At 36.4% G+C, this 16,614-nt stretch carries 13 protein-coding genes; 12 read left to right on the top strand and 1 reads right to left on the bottom strand.

Going from position 1 to position 16,614, the window contains the following annotated elements:
- Window positions 1-395: 395 nt before the first annotated feature.
- The 4 genes from CACET_RS18240 (at window position 396) to CACET_RS18225 (ending at window position 5,287) form a co-directional block, all read left to right on the top strand.
- Complete coding sequence (locus CACET_RS18240; RefSeq protein WP_044825516.1) at window positions 396-2,159, top strand: aldehyde ferredoxin oxidoreductase C-terminal domain-containing protein; 1,764 nt, start codon at window positions 396-398, stop codon at window positions 2,157-2,159.
- Between the two features lie 275 nt (window positions 2,160-2,434).
- A complete protein-coding gene (locus CACET_RS18235; RefSeq protein WP_044825515.1) occupies window positions 2,435-2,767 on the top strand; it encodes a MoaD/ThiS family protein in 333 nt (110 codons plus the stop codon).
- Between the two features lie 150 nt (window positions 2,768-2,917).
- Entirely contained in the window at window positions 2,918-3,142 is a 225-nt protein-coding gene (locus CACET_RS18230; protein ID WP_044825702.1) for a MoaD/ThiS family protein, read from the top strand.
- Between the two features lie 252 nt (window positions 3,143-3,394).
- Complete coding sequence (locus tag CACET_RS18225; RefSeq protein WP_044825514.1) at window positions 3,395-5,287, top strand: sigma-54-dependent Fis family transcriptional regulator; 1,893 nt, start codon at window positions 3,395-3,397, stop codon at window positions 5,285-5,287.
- A 427-nt stretch (window positions 5,288-5,714) separates the two neighbouring features.
- Here the strand turns inward: CACET_RS18225 and CACET_RS18220 are convergent, their stop codons facing one another.
- On the bottom strand, window positions 5,715-7,202 hold the full coding sequence (locus tag CACET_RS18220) for a sodium-dependent transporter (RefSeq protein ID WP_044825513.1): 1,488 nt from the start codon (window positions 7,200-7,202) through the stop codon (window positions 5,715-5,717).
- A 237-nt stretch (window positions 7,203-7,439) separates the two neighbouring features.
- Between CACET_RS18220 and CACET_RS18215 the strand changes: the two genes are divergently transcribed.
- The 8 genes from CACET_RS18215 to CACET_RS18180 all read left to right on the top strand — a co-directional run bounded on the left by CACET_RS18215 (window position 7,440) and on the right by CACET_RS18180 (window position 16,301).
- Window positions 7,440-7,934, top strand: coding sequence for an ACT domain-containing protein (locus CACET_RS18215; protein WP_242846944.1), 495 nt, complete (start codon window positions 7,440-7,442; stop codon window positions 7,932-7,934).
- A gap of 44 nt (window positions 7,935-7,978) precedes the next feature.
- The gene (locus tag CACET_RS18210; RefSeq protein WP_044825511.1) at window positions 7,979-9,280 is read left to right on the top strand and encodes a homoserine dehydrogenase; all 1,302 of its coding nucleotides are present in this window, start codon (window positions 7,979-7,981) and stop codon (window positions 9,278-9,280) included.
- A complete protein-coding gene (gene thrC / locus CACET_RS18205; protein ID WP_044825510.1) occupies window positions 9,280-10,353 on the top strand; it encodes a threonine synthase in 1,074 nt (357 codons plus the stop codon). Before CACET_RS18210 ends, thrC begins: the two co-directional genes overlap by 1 nt.
- Window positions 10,346-11,233 (top strand): homoserine kinase, encoded by an 888-nt coding sequence (gene thrB, locus CACET_RS18200; RefSeq protein WP_044825509.1) that lies wholly within the window; start codon window positions 10,346-10,348, stop codon window positions 11,231-11,233. Before thrC ends, thrB begins: the two co-directional genes overlap by 8 nt.
- Before the next feature lie 131 nt (window positions 11,234-11,364).
- Window positions 11,365-12,699, top strand: coding sequence for a hypothetical protein (locus CACET_RS18195; protein ID WP_044825508.1), 1,335 nt, complete (start codon window positions 11,365-11,367; stop codon window positions 12,697-12,699).
- 179 nt (window positions 12,700-12,878) lie between these two features.
- Window positions 12,879-14,177, top strand: a complete 1,299-nt coding sequence (locus CACET_RS18190) for a glutamate--cysteine ligase (protein WP_044825507.1) — start codon at window positions 12,879-12,881, stop codon at window positions 14,175-14,177.
- Between the two features lie 7 nt (window positions 14,178-14,184).
- Complete coding sequence (locus tag CACET_RS18185) at window positions 14,185-15,519, top strand: glutathionylspermidine synthase family protein (protein WP_044825506.1); 1,335 nt, start codon at window positions 14,185-14,187, stop codon at window positions 15,517-15,519.
- A gap of 68 nt (window positions 15,520-15,587) precedes the next feature.
- Entirely contained in the window at window positions 15,588-16,301 is a 714-nt protein-coding gene (locus CACET_RS18180) for a DUF421 domain-containing protein (protein ID WP_044825505.1), read from the top strand.
- Window positions 16,302-16,614: the final 313 nt, after the last annotated feature.

The following is a 16,614-nucleotide window of genomic DNA, read 5'->3' as shown; positions in this document are numbered from 1 at the left end:
TTTAGCTAGAATTTCCCATTTAAATACAATACTTAATGTTGTTGGTATAAATGTAAAATATTAGAACCGGATAAAAAAAGGAATTTTCACATAAAAATAGAATATTAATCAAAGAAGAATAATTTTCAAATTAGGAAGTCTTTCGTAAAAAAAACTGTAACAAAACGATACACTGTAACGAAATGGTACAACCCTTAAAGGGTTTTGTGTTTCGTTTTAGAACATTTATTTAAAGGATAAAAAAATATACTGAATTTTATAATAAGAAAACGTTGTATTTCAGTATCTTCCTTAAAAGAAAAGAGTTCTCCGTAGCAATTGGCATAATAATTGCATTATACTTAATTGAACGAAATTTTGAAAAACAACATAAATTATTCAAGGGGGTTAGTTTAATGAACAAGTTTATCAGGGTTGATATGACAACATTAAAGGTTACTACTGAAGAAGTACCTGCTCAATACGCAGGATTAGGTGGACGTGCTCTTACTTCTAATTTTGTAGCAGCAGAAGTAAAGCCTACTTGCCATGCATTAGGAAAAAATAACAAGTTAATTTTTGCTCCTGGTTTATTAAGTGGTACTAGTGCTCCTAACTCTGGCCGTCTTTCTGTTGGTGCTAAGAGTCCATTAACTGGTACAATTAAAGAAAGTAACGCTGGTGGTTCTTTCTCTCAAAAAATGGCTAAAATGGGTATCAAGGCTTTTACAATCGAAGGAATGCCTGCTGATGACAAGTTTTATGTAATCAAAATTGATATGAATGGTGTTACTATTGAAGAAGCTCCAGCTGAAATTCTTGGTGGCTGTGGTAACTACGAAGCAATCAAAATCTTAAGTGAAAAATATGGTGCAAAAGTTGGTATTGGTTTAGCTGGACCAGCTGGTGAAAACCGTCTACCTTCTGCTAATATTTCTTTCAAAGATCCAGAAGGCAACATCCGTAGTGCTGGCCGTGGTGGTTTAGGTGCGGTATTAGGTTCTAAGAAAGTAAAAGCTATCGTTATCGATGACAATGGTGCTCCTGGAGTTCCTGTAGCAGATCCAGAGAAGTTCAAAGCAGCTTCAAAAATATTTGCTAAAGCTATGTTAGATCACCCAGTTGCTGGTCAAGGTTTAGCTGCATACGGTACTAACGTATTAGTTAACATCTTAAACGAAGCAGGTGGTTTACCAGCGAAGAACTTTACTGCTGGACGTATTGATTACAACGACAATATTTCTGGTGAAACATTAAACGCTACAATCACAGAGCGTGGTGGAGACGGTAAAGTTTCTCATGGTTGTCATGCTGGTTGTATCATCAGATGTTCTCAATGGTACCCAGACAAAGATGGTAAATACATCACAAGTGGTTTCGAATATGAAACAATTTGGGGTCTTGGTGCAGATGCTGGTATCCAAAGCTTAGATGATATCGCTTACTGTGACCGTGAAATGGATGATATCGGTGTTGATAGTATCGAAACTGCTGTTGCTGTAGCTACTGCTATGGAAGGCGGATTAATTCCTTATGGTGATGGTAAAGCTGCATTAGAAGCTATCAAAGAAATCCGTAAGCCTACCCCACTAGGAAGAATCTTAGGTAGTGGTACTGCTGTTGTAGGTAAAGTTTGTGGTCTATTTAGAACTCCTGTAGTAAAAGATCAAGGTATCCCTGCTTACGACCCACGTCCAATCAAGGGTATTGGTTTAACTTATGCTACAAGTACAATGGGTGCTGACCATACTGCTGGTTACTGTATTTCTGGTAACATCTTAAAAGTAGGTGCTGACATCGATCCACTTAAGAAAGATGGACAAATCGAATACTCTCGTGCTATGCAGATCGGAACAGCTTCTGTTGATAGTACAGGTATGTGTTTATTCGTATACTTCGGTGTTGCTGATAATCCTGGTGGATACCAAGCATTAATCGACATGATCAATGCTCAATACGGAATTAACTTAACTGCTACAGATGTAGATAAGTTAGGTGAATCTGTTCTTAAAGTTGAGCGTGCTTTCAACAAAGCAGCTGGTTTCACTAACGCTCATGACAGATTACCTGAATTCTTCGAGTATGAGCCATGTCCTCCACACAATGCTGTTTGGGACTTTACTCCAGAAGAAATCGATGAAGTTTATGCTTTCGAAAATGAAGGCGCTTGTAACTGCTAATTAAATCTCTATAAGATATATATTAAATTAATTGAAGCCGGACTTAGGTCCGGCTTCAATTTTCTAATCTTTTAATCCCACACTTTTAATTGATGTTTAGAAAATGACATTTCTATCGATTCATAAGGTTATCAGGATGATTTTTAAGCATGGGCTTGTTAGTAAATTTTGTGATATAATAAAATTATGGAAATATTGACACCCTTGTTTCACAGAATTCATTGATGAACCTTTATGAGAGGAAATCACAGTAATTAAGGGAGGGGTATGTTTATATGACGGAAGAAGGTAAAAAAACCATTGAAGTAAGAGGATTTTTAAAGCTGGATGCACATCTTAGAAAGAAGTATGGGTCTATACCTGTGATTATGGAGCTAGAGAAACCCATAAAAGGTACAGAACTGGCTGACATGATGGAGGTTTCTTGGGAGGATGTGGAGGTTATTTTTGTAAATGGCTTCGTTGAAGCATTAGACCATATCATTCACCCAGGGGATAGAGTAGCTTTTCTACCACCGGGATGTCCTGGTCCATATAGAATAGCTATGGGCTTTTATGGAAAAAATAAAGGAAATCCAGCTAGTTTTAAAATCCCAGGAAGAGAATAAGAGTTTGACATAGAAAGTAAATATTATGAAGAAACTGAAAATCTCTAAGGTGGGAGCATAAAGCTCCAATGGGGAAGTGGATTCTTGTTAAACTCTCCTCTTTGCTAGGGAAAATACATTATAGTATAATAAAGATAGGAGGTGAAGATGGTGCAGGTAAATGTGAGATTGTTTGCGACTTTTAGAGAAAATCGTGAAAAAGAGATGATGATGGATTTAGCACAAGGGGCTACTCCTAGAGATGTGATAGAGTATCTAAATATTCCTGAAGAGGAAGTAGCAATTATATTGATTAACGGAAGACATCAGGAATTGGGGACGGCTTTGCAGGACAACGATACCTTATCTCTTTTCCCGCCAGTAGGAGGAGGGTGAAGCCTACCTACATTATACATTGAAGAAAACAATAGGAGTTTTTAAACATAATATAGAAGATGATTTTTATAGCGCAGAAAAAAACTTCAGAATATCTTGGGTTCTGGAGTTTTTTTCTGTGCTGTTTTGTTTAAGAGGAAAAAAATTTTCAACTTAGAATAAAAATGGTAGTTTTCATAAAAATAAAAAGAAGGAATCTGTATAAGGAAGTTGAATAGTTTAAAAAACGGTTTTTAAGCTGGAGGGTTACCTATGAGTGCAAAAGACTATATCACAAGATCCCATCAAAGATCTATCAAGTTTGGGATAGATGACAATCGAATCTACAGCAGTAGAATTTTAAATGAGGATGAACTGCAAAAGCGGCTTGAAGCCAATAGTAATCTTATTGTAACTACAGAACCCTTTATGAACCAGATGTATAACTTTGTAAAGGGCTCCTATTTCTTTGTAATTTTAACAGATGATGAAGGATGTATCTTAAATGTTATAGGTGATGAAGATGTATTGGAGGAAGCTTTTAACCTAGAAATGATACCAGGGGCTTTTATGAATGAAGAACATATAGGAACCAATGCGATGGGAACAGCTTTAGCGGAGGGCATCCCAGTACAAATTTCAGGAAAAGAGCATTTCATAAAAGCCTATCATCGATGGACTTGTTCCGCTGCTCCCATTAGGAATGCTAAAGGAGATATGATAGGAACGCTAAATCTTACTGGATACAGCCATCTTGTACACTCCCACACACTAGGGATGGTGGTGGCAGCTGCCCATGCCATAGAGCAAATGTTGACGATAAGAGAAACCAATAAAAAACTGGAAGTAACAAAAAAATATATTGAAACCATCATAGATTCCATCACCATAGGAATTTTTACCATAGGGCCTAAGGGTTTTATGAAGACCATTAATAAAACTGCCATGGAGATGTTAGGATACACTTATCAAGAAGTGATAGGTATAAAAGTAGAAGAGTTGGTGGAGGGATGGAGGGGAATTCAGGATAGCGTAGCGAGACGTATTACTTACTTGGAAGAAGAGGCTTTTTTGAAAGGTAAAGAAGCAAAAATTCATTGTACATTAAGTGCTTACCCTATAGTAGATCCCAATCGTACCCCACAGGGCATTGTCTGCGTCATTCGAGAAATAAAAAAAGCTAGAAAATTAGCCAACAAAATGACAGGGCAACAGGCTTACTACACCTTTGATAAAATCATAGGTCAAAGTCAACGATTTATGCAAATCATAGAATATGCAAAAAAAATATCTGACAGTCCCTCCACAGTATTGATTACAGGGGAAAGTGGTACAGGAAAAGAGGTTTTTGCACAATCTATTCATAATCATAGCAGTCGTCACGAAGAAAGCTTTGTAGCTATTAACTGCGGAGCATTACCAAGAAACCTCATAGAATCAGAACTTTTTGGATATGAGGAAGGAGCCTTTACTGGAGCTAAAAGAGGAGGACACCCCGGGAAATTTGAGTTGGCAGATGGAGGAACTTTATTTTTGGACGAAATAGGAGAAATGCCTTTAGACATGCAAACTAATCTTTTAAGGGTGTTAGAGGAAAGTAAACTTTTTCGTGTGGGAGGAAATAAGGAAATCGAAGTAGATGTTCGTATTATAGCTGCCACTAATAAAGACTTAAGACAAGAAGTGGAGAAGGGCAACTTTAGGAGAGACCTTTATTATAGGTTAAATGTACTTCCTTTAAAGCTACCTTCCTTAAGAGAAAGAAAAGAGGATATTCCTCTCTTGATTGATTATTTTATGGCCACTAAATCACTAAAACTAGGGAAAAAAACAGTAACTCTTTCCAGAGAAACAGTAGAGAGTATGACAAATCTCCCTTGGCCAGGAAACATCAGAGAATTAGAGAATATGGTGGAACAAATCATTAATGCAGAGGGAAATCACCTATGGGAAACAGGAGATTCTCCTAAAATAGTAATAGAAAAGCCCACTGGTATCTCCCAAGAAGATAGACTTGAGGAAATAGAAAAAAAGCATATTAAAAAGGTACTAGAGAAAACAGGCGGCAATATTAGTTTAGCGGCTGAGGTGCTAGGTATTGGAAGAAATACACTGTACAGAAAAATCGACAAGTATCATATCGATTGCAGTAAAGTAGAAGAATAGCTTAATAAAAAAACCATAGGCGTTAACTTAACACAATTATTACCAAAATTCTCTTAAACTGTGATTTTGCTAATACTAAGACCCTTCGACTTCGCTTTGCTCCCCTCAGGATGACAAATTAAGGTTTAAATTAACGCTAATGATAAAAAAATAGAGTATATAGATGCTACCTATAATATATACACAGTATATTGTGGGTACTGGGGATAAAAACTTCGTTTCAATACAAAATATGTGGATATAAAAAACACGGTAACAACAAAGCTACCGTGTTTTTATTCGTGTTAAGAAGACTTTTTTATTTATTAGCCTTTGACTGAAAAACCTTAGCTAACAAGAAAACAAATCCTAAACCATAAAACCCTAAAACCGTAATCATCATAATGATAGATGTAGTAGACATAATATTTTCCTCCTTAGACCAACATTAGGATACTTGTTTTGTAATATCTTGGCCTTTTATAATTTTGCCTGCAAGCCAGTTGTTGGTCAACCAAGCAAATACCAAGAGAATAGCAAATTGGAATACAATGGTGCCAAAACTAAATACTTCAAATGGATTCCACCAGTCATCAGGATACCAAGTAATGGCTTGCCATAACCACCATCCAGTAATGATTGTAAAAAATACTGGGAATAGTTTTATACATGTGCTCCACCAGCTTCCAACTTGGAAGTCTGACCATGGGGTATTAATAATGGTATTCCTAGCTTTTTCTAATCCGTACTTCATAAGGGCAAAAGCAACGAATAAACCACTTACCAATAAACCGATTCCCCAAACCCAGTCTTGGTTATCTAAGAAATTTAAGCTGTAGGCAGAAGGAACGCCCAATATAAATCCGCTGATTACAATAATTAGAGTAGATTTCTTTCTTTCGAAGCCCATATCCATAAGATTTCTTACCCCTACCTCAATCATCGGTAGAAGGGAGGATAGAGCTGCGATTGCCATAGATCCAAAGAATATTGCTGCAAGCCATCTTCCAGCAGGCATCTGAGCAAATAACTGTGCTAAGTAAATGAAGGTAATGCCTGTATTGCCAGAGGCTAATGCTTCACTGGCAAATTCTTGTGTAGGAGATAAAGCATAAATGGCAGGAAGTACTGTCATACCCGCGATTAATGCACCAAGGTTGTCCCCAAAACCCATAATCATACAGTTTCCTGCAATATCTTCCTTGGCACTTGTATAAACTGAATAGGTGATAATAAAACCCCAACCTGCTCCTGTTGACCAAGCTGCTTGTGTAAAGGCTTGTAACCAGATTTCTGGATTAGCTAACATCTCCAATTTAGGGCTAAATAAGTATTCAAGCCCTTGAGCAGCCCCAGGTAAGGTTAAAGATCTTACAACCGCTAGAATAAGTAGTATAAATAATGTAGGAATCATAATTTTGCTGGCTTTTTCTATACCGTTTGTAACACCTTTATAAATGATAAAACCAGCCAATAGCATGGAAATAAAATGAAAGAATATGGTTTGGGAAGGTGTAGTAGTGAAGACCTGCCAAATTGCCTCGGTAGCTTCTGTAGTCATACCTGGTTCGAAGCTTCCAGACAAGGCTAAAGTAAAGTATTTAACACACCAGCCCATTACAACAGAATAATAAAACATAATACCCAAACACACTACAGCAATCCAGGTCCCCATCCAAGTGAACTTAGGACCTACGAAATCTCGGAAGGCACCAATAGTACCTAATCCGGTTTTTCGACCCATGACCATTTCTCCCATTAAAAGAGGAATAGCCCACACAAATAATGCGATGGTCCAAGCGATAATAAAGGGACCTCCTCCGTTGGCGGCAGCAACTCTAGGAAATCTCCATATGTTACCAGTTCCTATGGCCATTCCAATAGATGCTGCAATAAATCCCCACCTACTGCCCCATTGCTCTTTTTTTTGACTCATTAAACTTATACCCCCTTTGTTCCTTCTTTAGTAAAAATAATATACTTAAAAAGTTCTAATACTCTATATAATATCACACTTTTTCAAAAATTTACAATACTTTACAGAAGGATTTTTCTGAGATAACTATAGGCATATCTTTTTAAAATTAGAGGCGTATGTCTGCTAAGAAAACATAAAAATTTTCTAGGAAAAGTAGTTGAAAGTAAAGACGCTTTATGGTAAGATGTTCATTATATGAAAACATTTGTTTACCATATACAAACAAAAGGAAGTGATAGCCACATGGAATCTGATGGGAATAACTATTATATCGTAAAGGCAGAAGTGTTGCCAGAAGTTTTTATAAAAACCATGGAGGTAAAAAATTTACTGAAAAAGGGAAAAGTTACTACTATTTTTGAGGCAGTAGAGAAGGTAGGCATGAGTAGGAGTGCCTATTATAAGTACAAGGATGCCATCTTTCCCCTTTATGAGATGAATACAAGTAGAATGATTACAATGGCGTTGATTTTAGAACATTCGCCAGGGGTGCTTTCAGAGGTGTTAAATGAGATTGCAGATGCTCAAGCCAGTATCTTGACGATTAATCAAAATATTCCCGTACATGGGGTAGCCAATGTAACTATATCACTAGAGCTAAAAAATATGATGATTCAAGTAGATAAGTTAATTCAGATCCTTGAAAGCATGGAGGGTGTAAATAAAGTAACGATATTAGCAAAAGAGTAAGTTTATGAATAAAAATTAAGTATTGAAAGGGAAGGGATGTAGGAATGAAAAAGATAAAAATAGCTTTGTTGGGCGCTGGAACCGTAGGAGGAGGCGTATGGGAAATTCTTCAGACCAATAAAGATAACATTATAAAAAATTGTGGTTATGACATAGAGGTAGCGAAGATTTTGGTTAAAGATGCTGCTAAAAAAAGAAAAGATATTGTTCCAAAAGATTTACTTACTTCCAATTATGAAGATATTATAGGGGATAAAGAAATTGAGATTATTGTAGAAGTCATGGGAGGCATTGAGCCAGCCAAAGACTACATATTAAAAGCACTAAAGAGCAAGAAACACGTTGTTACTGCTAATAAAGCTCTTTTAGCCAACCATGGGGAGGAAATCATTAAACTAGCTAAGGACCAAGGGGTACATCTCTATTATGAAGCTAGTGTAGCTGGTGGAATACCTATTGTTCAAACCCTTAAAGAGAGTCTAGTAGGAAATAAAATTCAGAAGATGATGGGGATCCTCAATGGTACCACAAACTATATTTTAACAAAAATGACAGCAGAAAAAGTGGACTTTGCTGATGCATTAAAGGAAGCACAAGAAATGGGTTATGCAGAGGCAGATCCTACAGCAGATGTAGAGGGCTATGATGCTGCTCATAAACTTACTATATTATCTTCTTTAGCTTTTGGTACTACTGTGAAGTTTGATGAAGTATACAGAGAAGGAATTTCTAAAATCACGTCTATTGACATTGATTATGCTAGAGAATTAGGCTATGTGATAAAACTTCTTGCTATAGGCAAGGAGGAGGAAGGTATCATAGAGATGAGAGTACATCCCACCTTTATTTCGAAATCTCACCCTCTAGCTTCAGTGAATGACTCCTTCAATGCAATTTTTGTAAAGGGAAATGCTGTAGGGGATTTAATGCTGTATGGTAGAGGGGCTGGAGACTTACCCACTGGAAGTGCGGTAGTAGGAGATATTATTGCTGTAATTAAGGGGAAGGATCAACCGCCAGTTCAAATAGAAGAAACTGCTTCTGTAGACAAAACAATAAAGCCTATGGGCGAGACAGAATCAGAATATTATGTTAGACTGATTGTAAAAGATAAGCCAGGGGTATTAGGAACAATTGCCAGCTTATTTGGCAAGCATAATGTTAGTTTGTCTTCAGTGCTTCAAAAAGGTGAGGGGGTTCCTTCTGTATCCCTTGTATTTATCACTCATTGTACAAAAGAAGCAGATGTACAGGAGGCTGTTGAAGAAATTATGACAATGGAGGAAGTAGTAGAATTAGCAAATCTAATCCGAGTAGAAAACGGTAAAAAGAGAATGGGGGCATAATTATGTGGAATGGAATTATTGCAAAGTATGGAGATTATTTCGGAGTAAAAGAAGGAGAGACAGTCGTTAGCCTTAATGAAGGAAATACGCCACTGATCCCTGCAGAAAACATTGAAAAAATGTTGGGGGGCATAAAACTATACTTAAAGTATGAAGGATTAAACACCACTGGTTCTTTTAAAGATAGAGGGATGACCATGGCAGTAACAAAAGCGGTGCAGGCGGGAAGTAAGGCAATTATTTGTGCTTCTACGGGTAATACTTCTGCATCAGCAGCTGCCTATGCTGCTAAGGCTGGATTAAAGTGTTTTGTACTTATCCCTAACAATAAAATTGCACTGGGAAAGCTAGCTCAAGCAATATTATATGGAGCAGAAATTATCCCTGTGGAGGGAAACTTTGATGATGCACTAAGGATGGTGCGGGAAATAGCTGAGGAGGGAAAGGTTACTTTAGTAAACTCTGTAAATCCTTATAGATTAATCGGTCAAAGGTCAGGGGCATATGAAGTGTGTGACCAACTAGAGGGTCAAGTAGATTACTTATCTATTCCTGTAGGGAATGCTGGTAATATTTCTGCTTACTGGGCAGGCTTTAAGGACTATTATGAAGCTAAAAAAATAGAAAAACTGCCAGTAATGCTAGGCTTTCAGGCAGAAGGAGCAGCACCTATTGTAGAAGATAGGGTGTTCGATGAACCAGAGACAGTTGCCACCGCTATTAGAATAGGAAATCCTGCTAGCTGGGATAAGGCAGTAGCTGCAAGGGATGAGTCCAAAGGTATGATTGATAAGGTAACAGACGAGGAAATCCTACAGGCTCAAAAATTATTGGCTTCTAAAGAAGGGGTATTTGTAGAACCTGCTTCTGCTGCCAGTGTCGCAGGGGTGATTAAATTAAGCCAAAAAGGATACTTTGAAAAAGGTAAAAAGGTAGTATGTGTACTAACTGGGAATGGTTTAAAAGATCCTTCTGTAGTGGCACCAGAAAAAGAATTAAAGGTATATGGTGTAAAGATAGAAGAGATCAAGGCTATTATTGATGACTGTCTAGGAAGTGAGCAAAATGATTAAGGTGACAGTCCCCGCTACAACTGCTAATGTAGGACCAGGATTTGATTGTTTAGGCATTGCCCTTTCCCTTTACAATGAAATAGAGGTAGAGGAGATAGAAGAAGGACTACTGATAGAAGTTGAGGGTAGAGATCAAGAAAAAATAGAAAAGAACAAAAACAACTTAATTTATCAGAGTATGTTAAAAACCTTTGATAAAATAGACAGATATCCAAAGGGGTTAAGGATAAAACAATATAATAACATTCCTCTTGCTAGGGGGTTGGGCAGCAGTGCTGCTTGTATTGTAGGAGGAATTGTCGCTGCAAATAAATTGATGGGCAATCTATTAAGTCAAGAAGAAGTTTTAGAGTTAGCTGTAGAAATAGAGGGTCACCCTGATAATGTAGCTCCAGCTTTGCTGGGTGGCGTGGTAGTTTCCTGTCAGGATGAAGGAAAAACCAGCTATGTAAGATTTCCTGTTCATGAAACCCTGAAGTTTATTGTGGCGATTCCTGAAGTAGAACTAAGTACAAAGGCCTCCAGGGGTGTTTTGCCAGAGAGCGTTCCCTTCAGAGATGCTGTAAAAAACGTGGGAAAGTCTTCTTTACTGGTGGCGGCTTTGATGTCAGGAGAATTAGAAAAAATCCCATATGCTCTACAGGATTGTCTGCACCAACCCTATAGAACGAAGTTGATGGCCTCATTAGAAACTATTTTTTCAAAAGCAGAGAAACTAGATTTAAATCAATTATTTTTAAGTGGTGCAGGTCCTTCTATTATATATTTATCCTGGAAACAAGAAGAAGAAAGGGCAAGGACTTTTATAAATTTAGTAAACACGATGCCGGAACAATGGAATATTAAAACTTTACAAGGAGATAACAAAGGGACTAGCTAAGCTAGTCCTTTCTTTATGTTGCAATTCAAGTTGCTGATCCTCTTCATTTAAATATACAAAAAGACTATCGACTAATTTTAAGCAATACAGGAGAAACTATCAACAAATCAACAGTGGAAAGGAGAATGACTTTGAAAAAAAGCAATGGTTTTTTCAATGTTATGGTATTAATATATATTGTTTTGTTATTAGTCGCCTGTAATGACAACCCAGATAACCATTCAGACAATAAAGAAAACCCAACAGCACTTCAAAAGGTAGAAGGTGTAAAGGGGTTTTCTACCATAAACGGATATAAAGTGGAGGAGGGAAAGTTTTATTTCAGTGCAACAAAGAAAAATGAATGGAATTTTTATTCCCTTGACCTAGAAACACAGGTGCTTGAAAAAAGTCATGAAGAAGCTGGGGAGTATGATTTGTATATACCGATAGAAGAAGAAAGTGCTGTGTATGTTGACTTAGAGGGACAGTTGTTTTATAGAGTAGGAGAAGAGGAAAAAAAAATAGATGAGGAAATAGTAGGTCTGCATCGACCCAACTTGTTGATTTCCCCCAATAAAACTGCTGTTTTATATACAAAGGGTTCTCGAGAAAAAGCAGACTTGTACTTATATTATTTGGACCAAGATCAATCAAAGCTAATTAAAGAAAACATAGGAGAAGATGCTTTTCAAACCTTTTCCTTTACAACTCAGTGGAGTCACAAAACTAACTATTTTATATTTTATAATTCTGAAATCTATGATGATGAAGGAAAATACTACAGCACACTAGAAGCTACTACAGCCAAATGGGCACCAGACGATAAGTACATTGTATATATTAGGAAGCCGCAGGAAAAAGAAGAAGTACTGATAGGTGATTGGAGGACATATATAGGTACAGAACTGGCTCTTTTACAGATAGAAGAAAAGGAAGATAAAACGATCTATGAAAATCCCATGGGACTAGTGGACCCTATAGACAGTATACAGTGGAGTAAAGATGCCTCTAAGGTAAGTATTTCTACCGGAGAAATCATAAAGGCCCCACATGGAGAGATAGAGGCAGTAAAGTATCAAGAAGTATTTGTCTACAACCTTGATAGCGAAAAAGGGATACTGGTAGAGAATATGCCTTATAATTATTATGAAATTTTGTTTGATAACTACCTTTATGGTAGCTCTTTAGGAAAAAGAGATGCTTTAGAATTAGTAGAAATCTACGGAAAAGATAGAAAGGTATATGAAAATCCTGTATTATTAAATAGTCAAGATATGTTTGTTATATCCCATGAAAAAGAGGCTTTTTTTCTAGATGGAGAAAAGTTAATAAGACGATCTCGAGAGGGGAAGGAAGAGGTAGTTTTATCTATACCTTGGGAAGTAAATGAAATATATTTTGATAAGAAAACAAAAAAAATTATTATTACCAGCAGAGAGGTAGCATTATACCTTTTCAAACTTGAAGAAAGGGAGGAGTCATGAAAACAAGATGAATAATTGTTATATTGGAGCTTGTCTGCAACGATGATTTTTAAGAAGGGTAACCTAAGCCTCATATAAAATAAGAGGGAAATCAGCAGTGAGGGAAGAAAAGTTTGTGTATTTTGATAAAAAGGGGGTAAATATTTAACTAGTTTTTACATAATCGAGGTGAACAGATGATGCAATATGAAAAACAAGTAAACGCTATTGTAGAATTTATAAAAGCTGGAGAAAAAGAAAGAAACGATTTTAAATTAGGTGTAGAGATAGAGCATATTGTTGTAAAAAAAGAAAGCTTCGATTCCGTGACTTATTATGAAGAGGAAGGAATCGAAACCATATTAAAGAAGTTAGCCTTACAGGGGGCATACAAGCCTACCTATGAGGATAAGTATCTTTTAGGATTAGAAAGTGATACAGAAGTTATTACACTAGAGCCAGGAGGACAGCTAGAAATCAGCATGCCTCCCACTATGGATATCCGAGAAATAGAAGCAAATTATCTAAGATTCTTGAAAAAGGTCATTCCCATCGTGGATGAGCAAAACCAATTGTTAATGGCAATAGGGTATCATCCTAGGACCTCTATTGAAGAAGTTCCTTTTAATCCAAAGCCACGCTATCAATATATGGCAGATTACTTTAAAGCAAAGGGTAAGTATGCCCATAATATGATGAAGGGAACAGCATCTCTTCAGGTAGTGATTGACTATGAAAATGAAGAAGACTTCGTAAAAAAATTTAAAGTAGCTAATTTTTTGTCACCATTACTTCATTTAATTACAGATAATGCCCCGATTTTCGAAGGAAAACTCTTTGAGAAACACAGTATTAGGAATATTATCTGGGAGAATACAGACCAAGAGCGTAGTAGTATTGTTCCAGGTACCTTTAAAAGTAAATTTGGATATAAAGAATATGCCGAATACATACTAAATACTCCCCCTATCTTTATCATGAAAGAAGGGGTATTCACACCTACTTATGATAAAAAAGCAAAGGATTTAATAGATCCCTATAATATCACTAACGAAGAAATTAGCCATCTTCTATCTATGGTATTTCCTGATGTAAGGGTTAGGAAATACATTGAAATTCGAATGGGGGATGCATTACCTTATCCCCTTAATCTAGGGTATATTGCTTTGATAAAGGGAATTTTCTATAACGACATTGCTTTAGAATATCTGTACGAAATGGCTAATAACATAGAAGAAGAAAAGGTACGGCAAGCAAAAAAAGATATTGTAGAAAAGGGCTTTGAAGGAAGATATAAGTGTAAGGTAATCATGGACTTTATTCCTGTTCTTTTTGATTTAGCTAAAAAAGGACTGCAAGAAGAGGAAAAAGCCTACTTAAAAACCCTAGAGAATTTAACAAGACATGAAAAAACCCCAGCATTGTTATCTAAAAGACTTATAAAAAGTAAAGGTATAGAGTCTCTGACATGGTGTGCTTTAAATCGATACGGGAGGTAAATAGCAGATGGCTGTAATGAATAGATTATTTACTGAGTACCATAAAAATGTTCTGCAAAACAAAGAAGCCTATTTGGAGGAGTACAAAAGAGTTTTAACAGCGGTAGAGACATCCCCTGCTAAGTATAAAAATAAGCCAGTAGAATTTTTATACCAGCCCATGTTTTTAAGCCAAGAGGATGTACAAAGGTTTCAGCAGCTTACAACACAATTATTGGGTATTTTAAAAAAAGTAATTCGTCAGTACCTAGAGGAGGAAGCCTTTAGAAAGCATTTTGGGTTTTCTCCACTGTTGGAAAAACTAATTTTAAAAGATCCAGGCTACAGTATTGATATACCTATGGGACGGTTTGATATTTTTTATCACTTCAACGAAGACTTTCAATTTTGCGAGTTAAATGCAGATGGCTCCTCCGGGATGGTGGAGGAGCGGGAATTACAGTATATTTTCAAAAATTCTTTAGCTATAAGGGATTTGCAAGAGAAAAATACTTTTACTACCTGTGAACTATTTGATAGTTGGGTAGAGGCATTATTGATAAATTACAAAGAGTTTAATAAAGAAGAAAAAAATCCTAAAATTGCCATTGTTGACAGGTTTTCTTCGTCAATACCCAGTGAGTTTATAGAGTTTCAAAAAGCATTTGAGAGAAGAGGCTATGCTACCGTTATTGCAGATATTAGAGATTTGACCTATAGAGATAAAAAACTGTACTATAAAGATTTTCAGATTGACTGTATTTATCGTAGAGCAGTGACTTGGGAGATCGTCGATCATGCTGAAGAGGTACAGGATTTTATAGAAGCCTATTTAGAAGGTGCCGTATGCGTAGTGGGGTCTATTCGCTCTCAGATTATTCATAATAAAAATATCTTTAGTATTCTTCATGATCCTCTAAAAACCCCCTTTCTAACAGAGGAGGAGAGGCGGTTTGTCGAAAAACACATTCCTTATACAGTGGTATTGGGTAGCAGCAATAAAGAGTTAATAGCCTTTGCCATAGCAAATAAGGAGGAGTTGGTATTAAAACCCATGGACAGATATGCCTCCAGCGGTGTATACATTGGAAGAGACTTTACACCAGAGCAGTGGGAAGAAATCATTGAAAAAGAATCAAAAAAAGATTATTTACTACAGCAGCTTTGTCGCATTCCTAAGCTGCCAATGGCGATGTTTACTGAGAATGACGTAGACTTTATAGAAAATAATTATATCATTGGATTATTTATGTATAATGAAAAGCTTCAAGGGGTTTATACCCGTGTAGGAAGAAAAAACATTATTGGGAGTATTGCAGAATGTTTTACTCTACCCAACTTTATAGAAGCCGAAAAACTCTAACCTAGAACTTCCCATAGGTTAGAGTTTTTTCTTTGCGTCAATAATAAGTGGTAAGGAGGTTAGAAAAAATGAGGGACTATATCTTAATATTTGGTAGAATCATAACTATCTTACCGCTATTATTGTTTTTAACTGTATATATTATGGGCAGACGTCCCATTGGAGAACTACCAGTTTTAGATTTTTTAGTGATCATCACCATGGGATCAGTAGTAGGGGCAGATATTGCAGATCCTAATATACACCATCTGCCTACTGCCTTTGCGGTAATTGTATTGGCTCTTCTTCAGAGTATAATAAGTAAGCTTGTATTAAAAAGCAGAAAATTTTCTAGATTTATTTCCTTTGAGCCCACCCTTATTATGGAAAATGGTAGGTTTATTGTAAAAAACATGAGAAACATACGATATTCTATTGATGAGATACTGATGATGCTTAGGGAAAAAGATATATTTCGTTTTCATGAAGTACATTATGCTATTGTAGAATCCAATGGAAAGCTAACGGTTCTTAAAAAATCCGATGTGCAGCCTTTAAAACCAAAGGACATGGCTATTGTTACTGAAGAGGAAGAAATTCCTATGGTAGTGATCTTAGAAGGAAAGCTAGATAAAAAATCGATAGGTAAGATGAAGTTATCAGAAGAAATGCTTGTTTCACTAGCACAGCAGCAAGGGTATAATAAAATGAAAGATATTTTTCTTGCTACTTATTCATTCAAGGAGGGTTTAGTAATTTCTCCCTATAAGTCGGGAGAGGCATCAATCAATATTGAACACTAAAGATATGGATTTATCATAACGTTAACCTAACACAGTTATTACCAAAACTCTCTCTAGATGTCATCCTGAGGGCAGTGAAGGCTCTTAGGATAACGAAGAATGACAAATTATGGTTTAAATTGACACTAATGATAAATTTATTAGAATAGGATAAGAAATGATTTAAAAGATGAGGTAGCAGACGGCTATAAAATCATGTATAATAAAGTCTAAAGTAGTAAACAGGTTTATCTAAAAAAACTCCCGCGTGCGGTATAGACTAACTGTGGAGGCTGGATACCTAAAAAATTGAGATGAATATAGACAATGGAGG

The sequence above is a fragment of the Clostridium aceticum genome (assembly GCF_001042715.1).
In the GTDB taxonomy this organism is placed as follows: domain Bacteria; phylum Bacillota; class Clostridia; order Peptostreptococcales; family Natronincolaceae; genus Andreesenella; species Andreesenella acetica.
The sequence above is the reverse complement of the archived record's forward strand: the minus strand, read 5'-3'. Positions and strand labels throughout refer to the sequence as shown.

Bases quoted from the DNA above. Each gene is read 5' to 3' on its own strand.
- CACET_RS18240 (WP_044825516.1), top strand. From the start codon at position 396: ATGAACAAGTTTATCAGGGTTGATATGACAACATTAAAGGTTACTACT.
- CACET_RS18235 (WP_044825515.1), top strand. From the start codon at position 2,435: ATGACGGAAGAAGGTAAAAAAACCATTGAAGTAAGAGGATTTTTAAAG.
- CACET_RS18225 (WP_044825514.1), top strand. From the start codon at position 3,395: ATGAGTGCAAAAGACTATATCACAAGATCCCATCAAAGATCTATCAAG.
- CACET_RS18220 (WP_044825513.1), bottom strand. From the start codon at position 7,202: ATGAGTCAAAAAAAAGAGCAATGGGGCAGTAGGTGGGGATTTATTGCA.
- CACET_RS18215 (WP_242846944.1), top strand. From the start codon at position 7,440: ATGAAAACATTTGTTTACCATATACAAACAAAAGGAAGTGATAGCCAC.
- CACET_RS18210 (WP_044825511.1), top strand. From the start codon at position 7,979: ATGAAAAAGATAAAAATAGCTTTGTTGGGCGCTGGAACCGTAGGAGGA.
- thrB (WP_044825509.1), top strand. From the start codon at position 10,346: ATGATTAAGGTGACAGTCCCCGCTACAACTGCTAATGTAGGACCAGGA.
- CACET_RS18190 (WP_044825507.1), top strand. From the start codon at position 12,879: ATGCAATATGAAAAACAAGTAAACGCTATTGTAGAATTTATAAAAGCT.
- CACET_RS18185 (WP_044825506.1), top strand. From the start codon at position 14,185: ATGGCTGTAATGAATAGATTATTTACTGAGTACCATAAAAATGTTCTG.
- CACET_RS18180 (WP_044825505.1), top strand. From the start codon at position 15,588: ATGAGGGACTATATCTTAATATTTGGTAGAATCATAACTATCTTACCG.